The organism is Methylocella tundrae, from assembly GCF_901905185.1.
Classification (GTDB): Bacteria; Pseudomonadota; Alphaproteobacteria; order Rhizobiales; family Beijerinckiaceae; genus Methylocapsa; species Methylocapsa tundrae.
In genome coordinates this window covers 1-17,706 of sequence record NZ_CABFMQ020000096.1, presented here as the reverse complement: position 1 = coordinate 17,706, position 17,706 = coordinate 1, and the positions used below count along the sequence as shown (strand labels likewise).

Here is a 17,706-nt window from a genome sequence, read left to right as displayed (position 1 = left end):
TCAAGATCGGACTTCCAAATCTCGTCCATGGTCGGCCCTCCGTGACGCCGACCACCCATGAATCACGCAATGCGCGTCTCGGGAATCCCAAAAATGCACAACCCCTCAAAATTCTGCCAAAGTAGTGATAGTCATGGAGTTCTTTTTCCTTGGTTAGGGTTTCAACCTCGTCGCCGCCTGATCGCTTCGCGGCTTGCAAAACCTCTACCTTTTGCAATGGCCTTGAACCTCTCGCTAGAGCATTGGAATCATTGCCTATCGACTTTTGCAAAACCCTATTGCAGAATCCGCCTATGAAAATTGGTTATGCTCGTATCTCGACCGATGAACAGTCGCTTGACCTTCAGCGCGACGCGTTGACGAAAGCCGGCTGCGCAGAAGTGTTTGAGGATCGGGGGGTGTCGGGGGTCGCGGCGCAGCGTCCCGGTCTTGAGGCGGCGCTCGCAAGGATGGCGAGCGGCGACGTCTTAGTGGTGTGGAAGCTAGATCGTCTCGGCCGATCGCTGCCACACCTGATTGAGACGGTAAGGCAGCTTGGCGCGCTCGGCGCGGGCTTTGCCTCCCTGTCGGAAAGCATCGACACCACGACGGCTGGCGGCAAACTCATCTTTCACATCATGGGGGCTTTAGCGGAATTCGAACGCTCGCTGATTGTCGAGCGGGTTACGGCCGGCATCGCCGCCGCGAAAAAGCGCGGCAAGCATGTGGGACGGCCGCGCAAGCTTACACCGGAGCAAATCGCACACGCCCGCGACGCGATCGAGGGCGGCATGCAGACCTGCGCCGGCATGGCGGCCCTACTCGGCGTCGATCACTCGACACTCTGGCGCGCGATGCGCGCGGCGAATGATGCCATGCCGGTCGTTATGGTCAGGAGACTCCCACCGAGTGCTGAGACGATTGAGGGGGGGCGAAATGGCCGCCATTAAAGCACTGGTGAAGCCCGAGCTACTGCGATGGGCGCGCGGTCGCGCGAAGGTGAAACCCGAAGATGCGGCAAAGGCGGCGCATGTTCCGGTTGAACGGCTGCAAGCATGGGAACGCGAAAACAGCGAAGAGGCCCCGACTTTGGGGCAGCTTCGTGACCTGGCTGCCAAATACCATTTTCCCCTGGCGGTGTTTTATCTGCCAGAGCCGCCCAAGGATTTCGCGCCGTTGCGCGACTTCCGGCGGCTGGCGAACGTCGAAGAGGAACCGATCTCGGCCAATCTCGCCTATCATATCCGCAGCGCCTATGACCGGCGCGAGCTGGCGCTAGAACTATTTCAAGAAATCAACAGCGAGCCGCGTCGCTTCCCGCTAGCAGCGACGATAAAGGATAACCCCGAAAAGGTCGGCCGAGCGATCCGCGAATTCCTGAAAGTCGATAGCGATAGTCAGATGCGTGCGGCGGGGCAGGGGAAGGCTTTCGATTACTGGCGTCGGCGACTTGAGGAAAACGACATCCTCGTGTTTGTCGTGAGCGGGCCACATTGGAGCGTCGATCTCAAGGAAATGCGCGGGTTCGCGATTGCGATGCCTAATCTTCCGGTAATCGTCGTCAATGGCAAGGACTACAGCCAGGGCGGCAAGGCGTTCACGCTCATTCATGAGCTGTGCCACGTCCTACTAGGCGAGAGTGCCATTTCGAACGGTGCCGGTGAAGACCCCGCCTTGAGACCCGCTGACCGCAGGATCGAGCGGTTCTGCGATGCTGTCGCGGCAGCAACCTTGATGCCGCTTGAGCTGATTGCCTCATTCACTGAAGTCGCCCGCGCGGAACTGCACGAATGGAGTGATGAAGAATTGAGGCGCATCGGCGGCGCGATCGGCGTGAGCCGTCAAGCGCTGCTGCTGCGCTTCGTGACGATCAAGCTGGCGACCTGGAGCTATTACAGGGAACGGCACGACGCTTTCGAGGAAGAATACCGGCAACAGGCCGAGGATCGCGCCAAAAAGAAGAAGCCAGTCCCGATCAAGCGGCACATCATGCTCATGAGCTGGAATGGTCGCGGGTTCACGCGGCTTGTACTGCGCAGCTACTACGATCAGCGGATCACACTAAATGACGTGTCGAGCTACCTAGGGACGAAGGTTAAACACATTCCTGCCCTTGAGCATGCCGCCTTTCAGGCGGCGGAGTAACGGGGCGGCATGGTCATTTATTGCATCGACACGAGCGCCCTAATCGCAGCATGGCAAGAGCGGTATCCGCCGGAGAATTTCCCGGTCTTCTGGACGCGGGTTGACTACCTAATCATGGCCGGCCGCCTCGTCGCCCCCACGGAAGTATTGGCCGAAACCGGGAAGCGTTCGGATGAGCTGCACAAGTGGCTCTCGGCGCGCAAGCAGATGTTCCGCGAGCTAGAAGATGATATCCAAATCGCGGCGGCGGCCGTGTTGGCGCAATTTCCGCGCCTAGTCGGCGAGCGGAGGCTGCGCACATCTGCCGACCCTTTCGTGATTGCGCTCGCGCGTGTCTCAAAACTGCAAATCGTCACAGAAGAGAAGCCAACCGGAAACGTCCAGCAGCGGCCGAATATTCCCGACGTTGTAACGGCTTTAGGCATGCCACCCTGCATGGGGCTTCTGGAACTCATCCGCACCGAAAATTGGGTGGTGGGATAAGCACCAGATTTATGCACCTCAAAAGTCTTTTTTTATCAAAGGGCTTTTTCATGTGCGAATTTCTTCGATCCCGCACGACCTTCAAATATCAAGGGAATTCGCCGACCTCGCTGCGGGGATGTATCGGTAGAGCGTCGCGGGCGAGACGCCTAAACGATCCGCGATCTGCTTCACGCCAATGTCAGGATTGGCGAGCAACGCTTTGGCGGCCTCGATGTCCTCGTCAGTCATCTTCGGCGGTCGTCCGCCAGTCCGGCCAATCCGCTTGGCGGCGGCGAGTCCCGCCCGCGTCCGTTCCCGTATCAGGCTGCGCTCGAATTCCGCCAAGGCGCTGAACATGTGGAACACAAGCAAGCCCTGCGCGGTCCGTCGTGTCGAGGGCTTCGGTCAGACTCCGAAAGCCGATGTTCCTCACGCGAAGTTTTTCTATCGTCTCGATCAATTGTTTCATCGACCGCGCCAGCCGGTCGAGTTTCCACACAACAAGGGTGTCGCCACTGCGGGCGTATTCAAGCGCATCGTGAAGGGCGGGGCGCTCCGTGACCGCTCCCGACATTTGCTCGGTGAAAATCTTCCCGCATCCGGCGTCGGTCAGGGCGTCCCGCTGCAAGGCAAGATTCTGGTCAACCGTCGAAACTCGGGCGTAGCCGATCAACATGCCTTTGGGTCGGCCTTCGACGTCCAGTGGCGACGGCGGATGCTTCCGGGCGGCGGAGCGTCCCCGTCCCTTGCGAATAGGAGCTATCGCTTTCAGTGTGATTTTTTTCGCCATTGGCGGCCCTCAAAACTCAGGTGAGTCTAGACCTTTTGAGAGGTGGCAATCAAGAATGAGTTTTGAGAGACGATTTCGGGGTTTTTAGGGTCAATACGCCCGTCCGGCGACCACTTCTCAAAAACCTACGTTTTGGAGAGACATTTCGTAATTGCATAATACTGCCAAAAAATGGCATGATTTGTCATGTCTCGGGCGGAACGTCTTCTAGAACTCATCCAGCTTCTGCGGCGCTACCGGCGGCCCGTGAGGGGAGAAACGCTCGCGATTGAACTCGGTGTCAGCATCAGGTCCCTTTATCGCGATATTGCAACCTTACGTGCGCAAGGCGCGACGATCGAGGGCGAGCCGGGGCTTGGCTATGTCTTGCGTCCGGGCTTCATGCTGCCGCCGCTAATGTTTTCCGAAGAAGAGATTGAGGCCCTTGTCCTCGGCTCGCGCTGGGTGGCCGAACGCGCGGATGGTCACTTGGCGCTTGCCGCCCGCAACGCATTGACGAAGATCGTCGCCGTGTTGCCTAGCGACCTCCGGGACGAAGCGGGAGCATCGTCATTGCTTGTGGGGCCAGGTGAGCAGTTGGCGACCGGAGACCAGGAAATTGCAACAATCCGCAAAGCCATTCGCGCGGAACAAAAGCTGCTCATCAGCTATGTGGATGCGAAGTCGGGCGTAACTGAACGGGTCGTCTGGCCCATCGCTCTTGCATTCTTCGACCATTGCCGCGTCGTCGCGGCTTGGTGCGAAACAAGGCGAGATTTCCGTCATTTCCGCACGGATCGAATCAAAACAATCAAAGGACTCGATGTCCGCTACACTCGACGGCGCGTGGTCCTGCTAAAGGAATGGCGCGCGGCGGAAGGCATTCCAGAACAGTAGCGCTCCGCTACTGCCGGAAATTGGCAGTGGTCTCGACTATGCTGGCCTCCTCACAAGGGGGAGCCAATGATAACATATACCTACGAAACGACGACGCATGTGCCTGCCGCCAAGCTCTTCCGCGCCATAGCGGACATAGCTCATTGGCCCCACTGGGACAGCGAACTTGAGAGCACGGAACATGATGGCGGCGTGCAACCCGGCGCACGGTTCATGCTCAAACCCAAAGGTGGTCCGAAGGTGAGGATGGAGATAATTGAGGCCGTTGCGCCGGCGCGCTTTGTCGATCTGGCGCGGCTGCCGCTCGCGAAAATGCGCACGTCCCATCACTTCGCTGAATCCGCCGGACAAACGCGTGTGGCCATCACAATCGAGGTCTGGGGATTGCTCGGTTTTCTCTGGGATCGCGTGGTGGCGCGTAAACAAGCGGCCAGTGCCGCCGAGCAAACGCGTCGGTTCGTCGCCTACGCAGAGGCTCAACCATGAGCGCACAAAAGAATTGGCTCGCCGTGGCATCGGCCGAGCACGTACGCCGAGGACGTGAACTCGGCTTTATGCAAGTTTGCCATGGCAAGGTTGCGCCTTTGAGGCGCGTTCATCCCGGCAATGGCGTTGTCTATTATTCCCCCACGACCAGCTTTCAGGGAAAGGACAAATTGCAATGTTTCACGGCGGTCGGCGTCGTGAAACTAGGCCAACCCTATGAATTCGATATGGGCGGCGGCTTTCGCCCATATCGGCGTGATGTCGATTGGTGGCCCGCGCAAGAGGCGTCAATCCGCCCGTTGCTCGACATTCTGGAATTCACGGCAGTTGGGAGCAATTGGGGTTATCAATTGCGCTTCGGGCTGTTCTCGATCAGCGATCATGATTTTAAGTTGATCGCCGAAACAATGCGCGCGAACGTGGCTAAGGTCGAAGTCGTATAAGTGAACGGGCAGGCTCCAGACGCTGCCCTTCTCCATGCGAAAATGGTTTTCAGCTCAAATAGATCGAGGAAGGCAATGACTGCTTATGTAATTTTCGACGTCGATATTCGTGACCCCAAGCAATATCAGGAATTTATATCCGGCGTGAAGCCCGCTGTGGAAGCGGCCGGAGCCAAATATCTGGCGCGGGGCGGAGCTCATAAGGTCTACGAAGGAGACTGGGAGCCTCGAAGGATTGTACTGCTGGAATTCCCGTCCGTCGCGGCCTGGGAGTCGTTCTACAACGGTGCGACATACCAGGGGCTCAAAAGCATAAGAGACGCTTGCAGCTCGGCGCGTTTGGTCAGTGTAGAGGGCCTCGGCTGACGGCTGTCCACGCGCCGGGATCTGCTATGGCCCTTCGCGACATTTTGCGCTGCCACACGCCACACGTCGCTATAGGAGCAAAGCGGACATTACGATGGGTTTATGGGTACACGGCCTAATTCTTTTGGCGAATATCGGATAAGGCCAAGTTCGTCAGATCGCGCCTTACTCGCACGTCTCTTAAAACCCCTCCATTTTTGAGCTAAAAATCGACGTGCAAAATTCTTGATTTTTGCAGCACACCCAAAAAGGGGGATCAGCGCGTCAGTACGACGTGAGTCGCCAGCTCCGTTGGGACCACCTCCGTCACCCGATAGCCAAGTCCTGGCAGGTCAATGCCTGCGAACAGGGCTTCACCACGGCCCAGAAAGACGGGCGACATTGCCAGATGCATCTCGTCGATCGCGCCTGCGAGCAGGTACTGGCGGACGGTCGAAACTCCGCCGCCGATCTTCACGTCCAGGTCGCCCGCGGCGGCCTTGGCCTGTGCGAGCGCCGACTCAATCCCGTCGGTGACGAAATGGAAAGTCGTGCCGCCCTCCATCTCGATGGGCGCCCGGGCGTGGTGGGTGAGGATGAAGGTCGGCGCGTGATACGGGGGATTGTCGCCCCACCAGCCCTTCCAGTCGGGGCCACCCCAATCGTCGCCTGCTGGCCCGAACATATTGCGGCCGAGGATGAAGGCGCCGAAGCCTTCCATCGCGGCGCTAGCGAAGCGATCGTCCGTCCCGCCGTCTTGCCCGATCATCGATCGAAAGGCCCGGGTCGGGTAGAACCAATTGTGCAACTCCGGGCCTCCCTTGCCCAAAGGATGCTCCAGACTCTGGTCCGGGCCGGCGCCGAAGCCGTCAGAGGACACTGCAAAACCTCTTACGCGCACTTTGCTCATGGGGGACCTCCGTCTGATGGTGAACTGATCTGAGTAGGAGTTTCAGCCGGCGATTGCTCGGGGGGCTGACTGACTATTTCGTCGAGAAGAAATTCCGCCAATCTATCGAATGTGCCATTCCAGCCAACGGAATGACTAATTGCACTCTTTATCGACAATCATCGCTTTGCGCTCAGCATGCCTGCGTTGCCGAGCGCGCCTTCCAAAAAATCATTCACCAGCGTCAACTCTCCAATCTTTTGCGTGGGGCGCATTCAAATCCACCGTTGGTCCAATGGAGCCGGCCTTGGGCTCGGACCCAAATACTCCAGCAGCCCCTTGCAAAAGCTGCGCTTTCCATTGTGTGATCTGGTTGACGTGCACGTCGAATTGTTGCGCCAACTCGACCAGCGTCTTCTCGCCCCTCACGGCAGCCAAAGCAACTCTTGCCTTGAAGGCCGGGCTATGGTTCCGGCGTACTCGTTTTGTCATCGTCGCTCCTGATGCGCAGCCATCATGGCCGCTGTCAGGCAAAAACTCCACTTATCCCGCTGTCCAAATTTGCCGAGCCAGCTCTTTCGGCCTGGAGACGGCGGCTCGACCGCACCCGGTTGAGATAGCTGTAAATATAGAGCTTCAGGAGATCGCCAGGAGCATAGCCTGAACGGCCCGTCGCCTTCGCCTCAACCCACTCGAAACCAGCGGCCTTCAAATCAAGCCCATCGACAAAGGCGTCGATGAAGCGAACGGGGTTGTCGGCGGCGACATAATCATCGATCGCCTCGGGCAAAAGCAGGACTTGCGAGCGATCGGACCCAGGAATGTGCGTCATGCCCGATTCTAACCGTATGCCGGCGTCACCGGAATCCCGTCAGTCGGACTTTTCACACAGTCTGCTTGAATTTTGCGCAATCGCAGCCCCGCTCGCGACTCGCTGTGGACCTTGCGGGTGCGCCATGGCAACGGACTGGACAAACCCAAACAAGGTTGATATCAACATAGATGCGCTATGTCGAAAACAGTTCCCCTTGAGGTGGTTCATGAGGTTCGCGACGCCTGTCTATGCCTTGCGACCCAGCGGGCCGCCAGAAAGCTGGCGCGGCGGTTCGATAGGGCGTTTCAGCCTGTGGGGCTCACCAACGGGCAGTTCTCGCTGATGATGGCCTTGAACGCGCCTCAGCCGCCGAAGCTTGGGCAACTCGCGGCATTTCTCGCCATGGACCGCACCACGCTCACGGCGGCGCTGAAATCGCTGGAGCGTCGCGGGCTCGTCATTGTTGGCGCGGATGAGAAGGACCGCCGCGCGCGGCGCCTTTGTTTGACGGACGAAGGCCGGGAAACGCTTGCGGCCGCCGTTCCGATCTGGCGCGCCGAGCATGCCGCGCTGGAAGCGGAATTGTCGGAGACGACCGCGGAAAAGCTGCGCCGGTCGCTGCGCAAGATTGGCTAATATTTAAACCGGAGAAAGGAAAAGACCATGAATGCAAAAGCAAAACCGATTCCTGACGGGATGCACACACTGACCCCGCATCTCGTCTGCGCTGGCGCTGCTGAAGCCATCGAATATTACAAGAAGGCGTTTGGCGCCGTTGAAATAATGCGGCTGCCCGGCCCCGATGGCCGACTGATTCATGCAAGCGTGAAAATCGGCGACTCCATTCTGATGCTGGTGGATGAGATGCCGGAATGGGGCTCTGTCGGACCCAAGGCCTTGAAAGCTTCACCCGTAACCATCCATCTTGCCGTGGAAAACGCCGACGAGACGATCGATCGTGCTGTCGCCGCCGGCGCGACCATCAAGATGCCGGCGGCCGACATGTTCTGGGGCGATCGCTATGGCATCGTCGTCGATCCCTTTGGCCATTCATGGTCTGTCGCGACGCATATCCGCGACATGACGAAGGAAGAAATCGTGGCCGCCGGGCGCGAAGCGATGAAGCAGCCCTGCCCTGAAATCGATGCACGAAAAGCTGCACGGTGAAAACTGGAACGGCGCGTCGGTCATCCGATGCGTCGTTCCGACAACGCCGGAAGCAACAAGCGCGCACAACTCAAATCGTGAGCGGGGCGAGCCTATGATTGTGACCCCAGACTCCATCGAGAATCAAGCCATCGATGACCTTTTTCTTTACGTCATTGTCAATGTAACGCCCTCGCAGGTAGTGTCTCAGTTTGAAAGTCCCATGGATTGTGAATATCTTGGCGAGTATCCTCGCAGGCGGGCGGTTCAGGGCTTGCGTGACGTTCACCTTTTTAAGAATTAAGAAAAGGTCGATCCAGTGAGCATTTTTCAACCTAACGGCTGGCGCACGGTGACTCCGCGAATAGTCACGCAGGATGTCGAGGGGTTGATCAAATTCCTGAGGTCGGTTTTTGAAGCGCGTGGCGAACTCCGAGCCGGCTTACCGGCGGAGATGCGGATTGGCGACTCCATTGTGATGGTAAGCGACGGCGGCGGCGTGCGCGAAATGTGGCCGGCGTTTCTCTACGTTTATGTCGAAAGTGCTGATGCTGCATATAAGCGCGCGTTGGATGCGGGCGCGGTTTCGATCGAAGGGCCTATGAACACGCCTTACGGTGATCGGCGTGCGACGATCCGAGACCCTTGGGGCAACATGTGGCAAGTGGCCATGCGACAGTCTTAGATTCAAACTGAGACCCTACCAGCCCGAACGTTGGCTTGACAAGATATTTCTATTTTTATAGAAATATTGTGAATTTTTAGAAGGATATACCGCGATGCCCGATCTATATCGTCCCAAGGGACTTTCCAGCGCCGTCACCTATGTGAACCCGAAAGCTGCGTACCTCTGGCTTGAGACAGCGTTCGGCTTCGAGCCGCTGATGGTCATTCTCGATGCCGCCGAAAACATAGCCCATTCGGAAATGAGCTATGGCGAATCCGTCGTCATGATTGGCAGCGAATGGAGCGCCGACCACAAGAGTCCAAAATCACTCGGCGGAGTGAATACGCAATCAGTGCATGTCCAGATGGCCCGCAGCGAGAACATTGACGCCCATTGCGATCGTGCACGCGAAGCCGGTGCGGAAATATTGCAGGAACCAGATACGCAGTTCTATGGAGATCGGACGTATCGCGCGCGCGATCCCGAGGGGCATATCTGGACTTTCGGCGTCACGGTTCGAGAAATGTCACCAGGGGAATGGGACAAAGCGAGCGGTCTGAAGACAAGGGCGCGCCTTTGAGCGGAAGGCACTCTGTCGACCACACGCTGGCCGCCTTAGCCGACCCCATCCGCCGACAAACCGTTGAGTTGCTGGGCCGGCGCTCCCGCCGGGCAGGGGAACTTGCCAGCGCGTTGGGGCTTCCCGCACCCGCGATGAGCCGTCATTTGCGCGCGTTAAAGCAGTGCGGACTCGTCGAAGAGAAATTTTCGGAGTGTGACGCGCGCGTCCGCATCTATGCTTTGAGAGATGGCGCCATGACCGATCTCAAGAACTGGGTAGCCGCCACCGAACAGCTATGGAGCGATCAACTCGGGGCATTGAAAGAGCATGTCGGAAAAAGGCGAGAATGACCGCTGCTGTGATCGTGTCTCTCCGCGTCAAGGCGACGCCTCAAGAGGCATTCGGCATCTTCACGCAAGAAATTGGCGCTTGGTGGCGCCCAAACGCGTTATTTCAGCTGACGCCACATGGCGACGGCAAATTGCGCTTCGATCCGGGAGAGGGTGGCCGTCTCCTCACCACACTGCCAAATGGTGAGGAATTCGAGATTGGCCGCATCACTGTCTGGTTACCGGGTGAGCAGCTCGCCTTCACCTGGCGTCAAGCTTCTTTCGCATCCGGTCAGCTTACGCAGGTCGAAGTACGTTTCGAGGCAGTGAGCGAGGAAACGCGGATAACGGTTGAGCATCGAGGATGGGACACGATCCCGCAAGAACACGCGGCGCGTCACGGCTTTCCGCTCGACGTATTCCAGCAGCGCCAAGCGGCACACTGGCGCATGTTACTCGCCCATTTGGGCGCGCGATTGTAAAATTTCTGATCTCATAAGGAGCAGGGCTGTCGCAAAAACTTCGTCCCTTCCAAAAGTCGTGAGTTTCGAGAATCCGCTCAGCTGCAAACGGAAGCAGGAGTGCAATTCACATAACCTCCCCAATATGGAACCGGCGCCGCCATGCCCTCGGCCCGCGTTTCGGCGAACGCAAGCTCCGCCGCGTCATCGTCTCGCGCTTGATCGTCCGCCATCGCCCTTCTGCTTCTCCTCACATCGACATGCCAGGCGAGGGGGACGGCCGCGGTTCCAGTTCGCCCTCCAGCGCCACGATAGCTGCGCTATTTCTTAGCGCCTCCCCGAGAGCCCGGCGTTCGCCGATGCCGAACTCGTCCCGGCGCGCCCATAGCACGGCGTCCATTTGCGGGTCCTTGCCAATTTCGCTGGTGAGCTCGTTCATGCGCGTCTCGACCGCCGCCCATTCCTCTTTTTGCTCAAGATATCGTTGCCAGGGATCGAGCTTGTCTTGGTCCTGTTCGACGTCTTTCCAGCGCGCGGCCAGGCGCTCCGCCTTGATCGTCGGATCGAGCTGCGCCTGGCGTTCCCGGTCCATGGCGGCAAGGATGTCGGTCTCCCGCTCCGGTGCCCGCAATTCAGTCGGGGCGCGGCTGGCCGCCGGATCGTCCGGTAGCGCCGCCGGAAAATCGCGCGCCAACCCCGGCCACGCCGCTTCCTGTGCGGCGGCGGCCTTCTGCATCGCCACGATCTTTTGCTCCCACTCGTCCTGCGCCTTGGCTACAAGCGCGTCCAGCGCCGCTTCCACAGCCGCAGCCCGCTTCTGCTCCGCCGCCGCCCGCGCTGGCGCTTCGCTCTCCCATTTGGCCGCCGCCGCTTCCTTCCGCTCCTTTTCGAACCTCACGCGCGAGGCGGCGCGTCTCTCCATTTCTTCCCGCGCCGCCTCTTCCCGTGTTTTGCGTTCAAGAAGGCGAGGCCTCAGATCCGGGAAAAGAAGACGGGTCTTTTCCAACCTTCTCCGCCACTCCTCGCGCTCCTGCCGCTTGATTCTCTCATTCACAGCCCTCACCGCCGCCGCAAGCTCGGACGTTGGCCTGTAATGGAGAGCCGCCGCCGCCGGCTCCCGTTGTTTCTTTCCCATCGCCTCGTTGATGCGGGCGAGATTCGCCTCGCGCGCCTCCGCATAAAGTTCTTTGCGCGCTTCCGGCGGCGCCGCCTTGATCGCCGCCTTGGCCTTCAGCTCTCTCCGCTTCACCTCGGGCAAGCCCTTGCTGGGCGGATCGCGCAAGGCGGCCACGGCGGCTCGCGCCGCCCGAAGCGCCGGCGGCTCCGGCTTGTCCGCCTCCGGCTCCGCCGATGGAATTGGCGCCGACGCATCGGCGCCATCGGCAGCGCGCAAGGCGAGAGCCGCCCCGGCGAACGTCTGCATTTTTTCGGCAAACCTGGCGGCCGCGTCAGTGAGCGCCGTCACCGCCGCCGTCTGCCGCTCGATCGCTTGCGCCAGCGCCGGCAGGATCGGACGCAAGGCCTGTTCTATCCGCAGATTCTCGAGATGGCGCCGCACGGCGCCCGGATCGCGCGCCAGCCGCCGCCGCGCTTCCCGCAGGGGAGCCTCGGCGCGCGCCGCCGCCTCCGCCGCCGTCGTCCACGCGACCGACGCCGCCTTTACTTCGCCCCGCGCCATCTGCCGCGCCAGATCGCGCGCGTTGCGCGTCGTCTCCGTCGCGACGAAAATCCGCGCGCTCTCGCGTTGCCGGGTCAGCGCCACATAGCTCGCCGCCGAACGCCAGTGATGGGTGTGATAAAGATAGGCATGGTCGAGGGTCTTGCCCTGGCCCTTGTAGATCGTCCCCGCATAGCCGTGCCGGAAGCCCCCGAATTCCGCCGCCGTCCAGGTCACGTCCCGCCCGGCCTGCCCCGCCGCCGCATCGAGCCGCGCCCATATCCGGCCCTCGCCGCGGTCGACGCCCGTGATCACACCCGCATTGCCATTGTAGAGACCCGCCCGTTTCAGTGTGTCGGTCAGTTGCACCCGGTCGCCGACCGCGAACGGCAGCGCGCCATGCCGGGTCTCGAACACGACGTCGACGCCGGACAGCGCGCCTTGCGCGCGGCGAACGCCGCGCAATTCCGCATTGAGCGCGTCGACATCCTTGTTCGTGTAGGCGAACACGAACCGCGCCGCGCCGGATGACCCGGCCGCGTCCCGCCGCCACGCTTCGACAAGCGCCGCGCGCGCTTCGTCCTGGGTTTCCGTCCAGGAAATCGCGCCATGCCGGTCATAGGCCGCGACCGCATCGGTGAACCGGCCCTCGGCGAGATCGCGCGACGCCTGGCGCTGCCAATCGTCGCGCTGCCGCGTCACCGCGACGATCGCCGCCGCGCCATGTCGCTCTTTCAGTTCCGTGAACAGGCCGCCCCGCTCGATCGAGGCGAGCTGCCGGTCGTCGCCGGCGAGGATGAGTTTCGAGCCAGAGGCCCGCGCCGCCGCCAGAATTTCACCGGTGATATGGCTGTCCATCATCGCCGCCTCGTCCACGATCACGACGGTGCGCGCGTCCCACGGCTGGCCGCGGCCATTCTTCAGTTTGAACAGCGCCGCATGCGCGGTTTCCGCTTCCGAAAAGCCCTCAGCTTTGAGATCCTGCGCCACCGCATTGGTCGGGCCTAACCCGACGACCCGGAAACCGGCCAGCTCATGCGCGGCGCGCACCGCCTGGAGGGTGTAGCTTTTGCCCGTGCCGGCGCGGCCCTCGATGATCTTTAAGGCTCCCGCGGCGATCGCATGGTCGAACGCCGCGCGTTGATCGGCGCGCAGGGTCCGCGACTGCAGCGCCGCCGCCGCGGCCCCCGCTGGCGGCCCGCCGTGGTGCGGCGCTGATGCGAGCGCTTCGCCCTCAGTGAGCGCGGCGAGCTCCTGCGCCCGCACCGGCCGCGTCGTCCACCGCCCGGCTGAAATCAGCGTCTCGCGGTCGAGCAGCGCCAGGGCGTCGCCATGCCCGAGCACCGCACGCTTCACCGCGGCGCGCTCCGCCCCGTCGTCGATGTGCCGCGCGAGAAACCGATCGACGTCGCGCGCCGTAAATGTCGCGCTGTTGCGCGTCAGCGCCTCCAGCACCTGCGCCGGATCGCGCGCCGCCGCCTCGTTCGCCCGCCGCAAAACCGCGGCCCGCGCGGCGAGATCCGAGCCAGGCTTGCGCATCCGCACCGGGCCGATATGCGCGCCGGGATGGATCGCCGCCACATCGACCCGGGCCGAAAATCCGTGCTCCCGAAAATAGCGGTCCTGATGCTCGCGCCACAGTTCGCCCCACGCCTCGGCGTCGGCGACATAGCCGCGCTTGACCGCGCCGCCGTGCAGATGCGGCGCGCAGGCCCGCATCTCCGGATCGAGATCGCGGGCCTTTTTCGCCGCGAATCTTTCGCCCTCGAGCCGCCGCGTCGTGATCAGAAGATGCGCGTGATAGTTGGTGGGCGCCCCCGCCTCTTCGCCGTCCGCCGCCGGCTCGTGCGGCGCATGAACGTCGAGCTGAACGGCGACGCCCTTCGACACGAAATTCTCCAGCGCGAATGAGCGCGCGAGTGCGATCCGGTCCTCGGCCGTGAGCCCCCCGTCTGCGGGCAGCGCCAGCAAAACCTCCCGCGCGACCTGGGAGTCGCGGCGCCTCTCCGCCGCTTCCGCCGCGTTCCACAGAACCCCGCAATCGGAAAACCGCGCCGCCGCGCCCTCAGGCAGCAGGATTTCGTGATGGTCCGGCGCGGATCTGTTCTTGAAATAAAACACTTGCCCGGTGCGCTCCGCCGTCAGCGCGGCGCGGGCGTTATAGGCGGCCGACCGCACGGCGTCGCCGCCGGTGCTGCGGGAAACGTAACGGGCGCGGGCAAACTGGATCGCCATAAGGCCAAGATTGCGCCAGCCGAGGCCTGTCGTCAAGCAGCATCGGCCACGATGCATATTGCGTCTACAAGGCGTCCTCTCGCTGCGCTCGCTCCCGCTTGCAGAACCCGCTGCCGCGGTCGCTCCCGAAGCGTACGCGCCACAATCTCCCTGCTGGAAAACTGACCCGGCGCTGCCAAACCGCGCCGGATTGGGGGGCGGATCAGAGCCGCGACGCCGGATTGGGATGCCAGAGGAAGAACCACCGGCGCCGGCGCCGCGTCGCGCTCGTCCTGGCGGACTGGGCCAGGCGATGGCCCGCCGTATTCGGAAAGCCGGCGCCGCTCGCCATCGGCTTCTTCGAGCAGATACACGCCGAACTCAAACCCCAGTTCAGCCACAAGGAGGTTCGTCTCGTGCTGCATCGCTGGACGACGCGGCCAGCCTATTATCAGGCCGTGGAGCGCGGCGACCCCCGCCGCAATTTGGACGGAAGCGAAGCGGGCCTTCCCGACGAAGTCTCCCGCGCGCTCGCGCGGACGGCCTTGGCGGCCATCCCTCACAAAACAGCAAACGCAAATCAGGGCCGCGCCGCTAAACCGGCGTCCGGCGCGCCCGAAGACACGAAAGCGCCCGCCAAACCCAGACAAACGCGCCAGGCGGCTCTATAGCCGACCCGGCGCGTTCAGCTGACCGATCCTCCCCAAACGGAGAGGCGCGAGGAAAGCGCGCGCCCGCGCTGGCCGAGCCCGATGCGGCGGCGGAGCGGCCGGCCTAAAACCGTCCCACCGCCGCGCGGCTCAGATCAGGCCTTCGCCGAAAAGACCTGACTGCTCGGGCCGCGCGGGCGGAACATGGCCTTCGCCCCCGCCGTTCGCTGTCAGTGGGTTCTCGCGTGCGCGATCCTCATCGACGCTTCGAGCGACGCCGCCATACGCGGCTGCGAGGGTCTGCGCGTCCGCGAAACGCGCCCTGCCCTCCCAGTGCATAAAAATCTTGCTGAAGCGGAAGGCGGCCCGCCGCATGTTTGCCGCAGCCTCTTTAGAAAGCGGTCGCGGAAAGACTATCACGCACGGTTTCTTGCCTTCGTCGCCCCGTCGCGCCTCCTCGGCGAAGGCCCGGCCGCCATCCGCCGCCCAGACCTCGACCTGTCCCTTATCGGCAAAGCCAGGACGCAGCGACCGCAGCGCGCCGTGAAGAACGTTGGCATCAAAATCAAGGAAGCCCGCTTTTTCAACGAGCGCCCCGGCCTCGATCAGACGTTTCGTCCGCGCCCGGCGCTCGTCCGCGCGCAGCTTGGCCTCGTCATGGGCCACGCGAGCCTTTGCTTGTTCAATGCGCTGCATCCGCTCGGCCAGGGATTTGGATTTGGTAGTCATTCGATTTCATCCTCGGTTTGGTTTAACCGATATCCAAGCTGACCCCGGCGCGCGCGAATGCGAAAACTAAAAATGCGCCGCGCAACGATTTTAAGGGTCGGACGGGAAGGACGCGGAATCGTGATTTCCCGCAGTCGACTGCAGAAGAGCGCGAGACCCCGATCGCCGCCGCCGGCGCTCCCCTTTTGACGAGACGGCGGCGCTTGTCGCCGAAGCCCCGGCGGCATAGAGACGCGAGGTTCGTTCCGCCGCGGCTCGCATGGATGGCGGGGCCGGGCGCTTCGGAGGCCAAGCCTGGGCTTCCGTGGAAGCCATCACGATCGAGGGACGGGGAAAATGGCGCTCACCGCCGAACAGCTTCGTATCGCCGCCGAGATTGACGCGGCGACGCAGAAACTGGCGCGCGCCGGCCAGGACGATGTGACGATCTTTGCTGGCATGGCCGATCACATGGCGGACTTCAAATGGCTGATGGATGTTTCCAAACAAGGCGACATGGACGAGCTGGGGCGGCGGTTCGCCGGGTTCCATCATTACGCCAGGATCCTCGAGACGATCGCCGCCGGCATCCAGTCAGGCGCGATGAAGGCGCCGCGGTAAACCTCGACGCGAACCTTCCTTCGGGGTGAACGCTCAAGGGTGAACCAGAAGGCGCACGGCTCCCGCGAAAGTCGGATGATTGGCGACCGCGCCGTAAAAGCGCTGATCGGCTGTCACGACGTAAGTGTTCTCGCGCAACGCCAGCGCCAGATAGAGGCAATCGTAAACTGGATGGGAGAATTCGCCGGCGAGGCGAGCGGCGCTGACCAGATCCTCTTCGATCCGGATCGACGTGACCGGTGCATGAAACAGTTCACTGAGCCGCTCTTCGGCCTCCGCCGTGCTCAGTTCGCCGCGCACCGACCGCCGCCATAAGGCGTTGGCGGCCTCGAGCAGCCACAAGGATGGCGCGATCAATTCGTTTTCGAGAAGAGCGTCGGCCTCGACTTGGCCCGGCTCGTCCAGCACCCATTTGAGCGCCACGGATGCGTCGATGACGATGCTCACCGCCGCGCCCGCTCGGATCGGATGATGTCGGCCGACTCGCCTTCGATGCGGCCCCTGGTGGCGGCCCGCAACTCGCTCGCCCGATCCCGGAAGGCGCTGCGGGCCGGCCGCAGCATTTCTTCGAGCAAAAGGCGATGCTCCGCCTCAACGCTGCGGCCATGAGCGGCGGCGCGGGTCTTGAGAGCCTCGACGATGTCGCGCGGGACATCCCTGACCAACAACTGAGCCATGCCCAATGCTATCAAATGATAGCATCTGGCGCAAATGGCCCGTTGTTAGTCGCCCTTGCGAACCTTGCGAGGAGTCAGGCTGGCGGCGATCGGATTTTCTGATCTCAACCGAGGCGGTTTACTCAGCGATGAAGGCCCTGCCCTATTCTATGTCGTTGGCCTCGCCTTTTGGCCTAGCCCCAACAATGATGCTGGTGGGGCTAGGCCATCTTACGTGGTTCGTCCTTGAGAAATGGGCCATTATGAGCTACATTGTAGCTCAAGGAGATTGAACCATGACCAACACCGTCGTTCGCGCGCGCATTGATGAGCATGTGAAGGAAGAAGCCGCCGCCGTGCTGGCTTCGATTGGGCTGACCGTGTCCGACGCCTTCCGCCTGCTGATGGTGCGGATCGCCAAGGATGGGGCGCTGCCTTTCGAGCCTCTGGTTCCCAATGCCGAAACCATTGAAGCCATGAAGGCGGCGCGGCGCGGCGATCTCGTAACCGTCGGCTCGTCCGACAAGTTGCTCAAGAGCCTGAATGCGGGCGATTAAATACACGGCTCGCTTTAAGCGCGATTATCGCCGCGAGAAATCGGGAATCCTCGCCAAGAAACTCGACAAGCTGCTCATGGACGCCATCAACCTGCTGGTTGACGACACGCCCCTGCCCCGGTTCTGGTGCAAACGGCGAAAGCGCGGCATATTTGGCGTGAACACGCCTTTGGAGAGGACCCGAACCCGGATGCTGAACATTGAAGATCTTTTCAAGGGCCGTCATTTCGATCGGGAGATCATCAT

Annotated in this window: 22 protein-coding genes and 3 pseudogenes; 17 read left to right on the top strand and 8 right to left on the bottom strand. The window is 61.6% G+C overall.

Annotation, left to right across the window (positions count from 1 at the left end; translation table 11 throughout):
• Nucleotides 1-293: 293 nt before the first annotated feature.
• From MPC4_RS14930 to MPC4_RS14920, 3 genes are read left to right on the top strand one after another with little or no spacing between them, the layout of a single operon-like run.
• Nucleotides 294-929 (top strand): recombinase family protein, encoded by a 636-nt coding sequence (locus MPC4_RS14930; protein ID WP_174513212.1) that lies wholly within the window; start codon nt 294-296, stop codon nt 927-929.
• Complete coding sequence (locus tag MPC4_RS14925) at nt 916-2,124, top strand: ImmA/IrrE family metallo-endopeptidase (protein ID WP_174513211.1); 1,209 nt, start codon at nt 916-918, stop codon at nt 2,122-2,124. The genes MPC4_RS14930 and MPC4_RS14925 overlap by 14 nt, the downstream gene beginning before the upstream one ends.
• Nucleotides 2,125-2,133: 9 nt before the next feature.
• Nucleotides 2,134-2,607: a DUF4411 family protein gene (locus MPC4_RS14920; RefSeq protein ID WP_174513210.1), complete on the top strand. Its 474-nt coding sequence runs from the start codon at nt 2,134-2,136 to the stop codon at nt 2,605-2,607.
• A gap of 81 nt (nt 2,608-2,688) precedes the next feature.
• Here MPC4_RS14920 and MPC4_RS14915 read toward each other — a convergent pair.
• Nucleotides 2,689-3,265: pseudogene (locus tag MPC4_RS14915) on the bottom strand (recombinase family protein).
• A gap of 300 nt (nt 3,266-3,565) precedes the next feature.
• Between MPC4_RS14915 and MPC4_RS14910 the strand changes: the two are divergent.
• The 4 genes from MPC4_RS14910 to MPC4_RS14895 all read left to right on the top strand — a co-directional run bounded on the left by MPC4_RS14910 (nt 3,566) and on the right by MPC4_RS14895 (nt 5,550).
• Entirely contained in the window at nt 3,566-4,255 is a 690-nt protein-coding gene (locus tag MPC4_RS14910; RefSeq protein ID WP_174513209.1) for a helix-turn-helix transcriptional regulator, read from the top strand.
• 66 nt (nt 4,256-4,321) lie between these two features.
• Nucleotides 4,322-4,741, top strand: a complete 420-nt coding sequence (locus MPC4_RS14905; RefSeq protein ID WP_174513208.1) for an SRPBCC family protein — start codon at nt 4,322-4,324, stop codon at nt 4,739-4,741.
• Nucleotides 4,738-5,184, top strand: coding sequence for an EVE domain-containing protein (locus MPC4_RS14900; protein ID WP_174513207.1), 447 nt, complete (start codon nt 4,738-4,740; stop codon nt 5,182-5,184). Before MPC4_RS14905 ends, MPC4_RS14900 begins: the two co-directional genes overlap by 4 nt.
• A gap of 75 nt (nt 5,185-5,259) precedes the next feature.
• Nucleotides 5,260-5,550: a DUF1330 domain-containing protein gene (locus MPC4_RS14895; RefSeq protein WP_174513206.1), complete on the top strand. Its 291-nt coding sequence runs from the start codon at nt 5,260-5,262 to the stop codon at nt 5,548-5,550.
• A 256-nt stretch (nt 5,551-5,806) separates the two neighbouring features.
• On the opposite strand, the gene MPC4_RS14890 is transcribed toward MPC4_RS14895, so the two are convergent.
• From MPC4_RS14890 to MPC4_RS14880, 3 genes and pseudogenes are all read right to left on the bottom strand, one after another.
• Nucleotides 5,807-6,439, bottom strand: a complete 633-nt coding sequence (locus MPC4_RS14890) for a dihydrofolate reductase family protein (protein ID WP_174513205.1) — start codon at nt 6,437-6,439, stop codon at nt 5,807-5,809.
• Between the two features lie 156 nt (nt 6,440-6,595).
• Nucleotides 6,596-6,910, bottom strand: a pseudogene (locus MPC4_RS14885) (transposase); the annotation flags it as partial.
• A 91-nt stretch (nt 6,911-7,001) separates the two neighbouring features.
• A pseudogene (locus MPC4_RS14880) lies at nt 7,002-7,250 on the bottom strand (transposase); the annotation flags it as partial.
• Between the two features lie 177 nt (nt 7,251-7,427).
• Here MPC4_RS14880 and MPC4_RS14875 point away from each other — a divergent pair.
• From MPC4_RS14875 to MPC4_RS14850, 6 genes are all read left to right on the top strand, one after another.
• Complete coding sequence (locus tag MPC4_RS14875) at nt 7,428-7,868, top strand: MarR family winged helix-turn-helix transcriptional regulator (protein ID WP_174513203.1); 441 nt, start codon at nt 7,428-7,430, stop codon at nt 7,866-7,868.
• A 27-nt stretch (nt 7,869-7,895) separates the two neighbouring features.
• A complete protein-coding gene (locus MPC4_RS14870) occupies nt 7,896-8,399 on the top strand; it encodes a VOC family protein (RefSeq protein ID WP_174513202.1) in 504 nt (167 codons plus the stop codon).
• Between the two features lie 298 nt (nt 8,400-8,697).
• A complete protein-coding gene (locus MPC4_RS14865; RefSeq protein WP_174513201.1) occupies nt 8,698-9,063 on the top strand; it encodes a VOC family protein in 366 nt (121 codons plus the stop codon).
• Between the two features lie 94 nt (nt 9,064-9,157).
• Nucleotides 9,158-9,625, top strand: coding sequence for a VOC family protein (locus tag MPC4_RS14860; RefSeq protein ID WP_174513200.1), 468 nt, complete (start codon nt 9,158-9,160; stop codon nt 9,623-9,625).
• A complete protein-coding gene (locus MPC4_RS14855) occupies nt 9,622-9,957 on the top strand; it encodes an ArsR/SmtB family transcription factor (protein ID WP_210253665.1) in 336 nt (111 codons plus the stop codon). Before MPC4_RS14860 ends, MPC4_RS14855 begins: the two co-directional genes overlap by 4 nt.
• Entirely contained in the window at nt 9,954-10,418 is a 465-nt protein-coding gene (locus tag MPC4_RS14850; RefSeq protein WP_174513198.1) for an SRPBCC domain-containing protein, read from the top strand. Before MPC4_RS14855 ends, MPC4_RS14850 begins: the two co-directional genes overlap by 4 nt.
• A 229-nt stretch (nt 10,419-10,647) precedes the next feature.
• Here the strand turns inward: MPC4_RS14850 and MPC4_RS21520 are convergent, their stop codons facing one another.
• Entirely contained in the window at nt 10,648-14,325 is a 3,678-nt protein-coding gene (locus tag MPC4_RS21520) for an AAA family ATPase (RefSeq protein WP_174513197.1), read from the bottom strand.
• Between the two features lie 185 nt (nt 14,326-14,510).
• On the opposite strand from MPC4_RS21520, the gene MPC4_RS14840 reads away from it, so the two are divergent.
• Nucleotides 14,511-14,939 carry a ProQ/FINO family protein gene (locus tag MPC4_RS14840; protein WP_174513196.1) on the top strand — a complete coding sequence of 143 codons (429 nt, stop codon included), beginning with the start codon at nt 14,511-14,513 and terminating at the stop codon, nt 14,937-14,939.
• Between the two features lie 129 nt (nt 14,940-15,068).
• Here the strand turns inward: MPC4_RS14840 and MPC4_RS14835 are convergent, their stop codons facing one another.
• Nucleotides 15,069-15,647, bottom strand: a complete 579-nt coding sequence (locus tag MPC4_RS14835; RefSeq protein WP_174513195.1) for a conjugal transfer protein TraD — start codon at nt 15,645-15,647, stop codon at nt 15,069-15,071.
• 336 nt (nt 15,648-15,983) lie between these two features.
• Between MPC4_RS14835 and MPC4_RS14830 the strand changes: the two genes are divergently transcribed.
• Complete coding sequence (locus MPC4_RS14830; protein WP_174513194.1) at nt 15,984-16,247, top strand: hypothetical protein; 264 nt, start codon at nt 15,984-15,986, stop codon at nt 16,245-16,247.
• 33 nt (nt 16,248-16,280) lie between these two features.
• On the opposite strand, the gene MPC4_RS14825 is transcribed toward MPC4_RS14830, so the two are convergent.
• Nucleotides 16,281-16,694 (bottom strand): type II toxin-antitoxin system VapC family toxin, encoded by a 414-nt coding sequence (locus MPC4_RS14825; protein ID WP_174513193.1) that lies wholly within the window; start codon nt 16,692-16,694, stop codon nt 16,281-16,283.
• On the bottom strand, nt 16,691-16,924 hold the full coding sequence (locus MPC4_RS14820; RefSeq protein ID WP_174513192.1) for a FitA-like ribbon-helix-helix domain-containing protein: 234 nt from the start codon (nt 16,922-16,924) through the stop codon (nt 16,691-16,693). Before MPC4_RS14820 ends, MPC4_RS14825 begins: the two co-directional genes overlap by 4 nt.
• Before the next feature lie 275 nt (nt 16,925-17,199).
• Between MPC4_RS14820 and MPC4_RS14815 the strand changes: the two genes are divergently transcribed.
• Nucleotides 17,200-17,460: a type II toxin-antitoxin system RelB/DinJ family antitoxin gene (locus MPC4_RS14815; RefSeq protein ID WP_174513191.1), complete on the top strand. Its 261-nt coding sequence runs from the start codon at nt 17,200-17,202 to the stop codon at nt 17,458-17,460.
• On the top strand, nt 17,447-17,706 hold a 260-nt coding region (locus tag MPC4_RS14810; protein ID WP_244629038.1), incomplete at its 3' end, for a type II toxin-antitoxin system RelE/ParE family toxin. The genes MPC4_RS14815 and MPC4_RS14810, both read left to right, overlap by 14 nt.

What these genes read in the sequence shown, in the direction of transcription:
- MPC4_RS14930 (WP_174513212.1), top strand. Translation starts at nt 294, where the DNA reads ATGAAAATTGGTTATGCTCGTATCTCGACCGATGAACAGTCGCTTGAC.
- MPC4_RS14925 (WP_174513211.1), top strand. Translation starts at nt 916, where the DNA reads ATGGCCGCCATTAAAGCACTGGTGAAGCCCGAGCTACTGCGATGGGCG.
- MPC4_RS14920 (WP_174513210.1), top strand. Translation starts at nt 2,134, where the DNA reads ATGGTCATTTATTGCATCGACACGAGCGCCCTAATCGCAGCATGGCAA.
- MPC4_RS14910 (WP_174513209.1), top strand. Translation starts at nt 3,566, where the DNA reads ATGTCTCGGGCGGAACGTCTTCTAGAACTCATCCAGCTTCTGCGGCGC.
- MPC4_RS14905 (WP_174513208.1), top strand. Translation starts at nt 4,322, where the DNA reads ATGATAACATATACCTACGAAACGACGACGCATGTGCCTGCCGCCAAG.
- MPC4_RS14900 (WP_174513207.1), top strand. Translation starts at nt 4,738, where the DNA reads ATGAGCGCACAAAAGAATTGGCTCGCCGTGGCATCGGCCGAGCACGTA.
- MPC4_RS14895 (WP_174513206.1), top strand. Translation starts at nt 5,260, where the DNA reads ATGACTGCTTATGTAATTTTCGACGTCGATATTCGTGACCCCAAGCAA.
- MPC4_RS14890 (WP_174513205.1), bottom strand. Translation starts at nt 6,439, where the DNA reads ATGAGCAAAGTGCGCGTAAGAGGTTTTGCAGTGTCCTCTGACGGCTTC.
- MPC4_RS14875 (WP_174513203.1), top strand. Translation starts at nt 7,428, where the DNA reads ATGTCGAAAACAGTTCCCCTTGAGGTGGTTCATGAGGTTCGCGACGCC.
- MPC4_RS14870 (WP_174513202.1), top strand. Translation starts at nt 7,896, where the DNA reads ATGAATGCAAAAGCAAAACCGATTCCTGACGGGATGCACACACTGACC.
- MPC4_RS14860 (WP_174513200.1), top strand. Translation starts at nt 9,158, where the DNA reads ATGCCCGATCTATATCGTCCCAAGGGACTTTCCAGCGCCGTCACCTAT.
- MPC4_RS14850 (WP_174513198.1), top strand. Translation starts at nt 9,954, where the DNA reads ATGACCGCTGCTGTGATCGTGTCTCTCCGCGTCAAGGCGACGCCTCAA.
- MPC4_RS14835 (WP_174513195.1), bottom strand. Translation starts at nt 15,647, where the DNA reads ATGACTACCAAATCCAAATCCCTGGCCGAGCGGATGCAGCGCATTGAA.
- MPC4_RS14830 (WP_174513194.1), top strand. Translation starts at nt 15,984, where the DNA reads ATGGCGCTCACCGCCGAACAGCTTCGTATCGCCGCCGAGATTGACGCG.
- MPC4_RS14820 (WP_174513192.1), bottom strand. Translation starts at nt 16,924, where the DNA reads ATGGCTCAGTTGTTGGTCAGGGATGTCCCGCGCGACATCGTCGAGGCT.
- MPC4_RS14815 (WP_174513191.1), top strand. Translation starts at nt 17,200, where the DNA reads ATGACCAACACCGTCGTTCGCGCGCGCATTGATGAGCATGTGAAGGAA.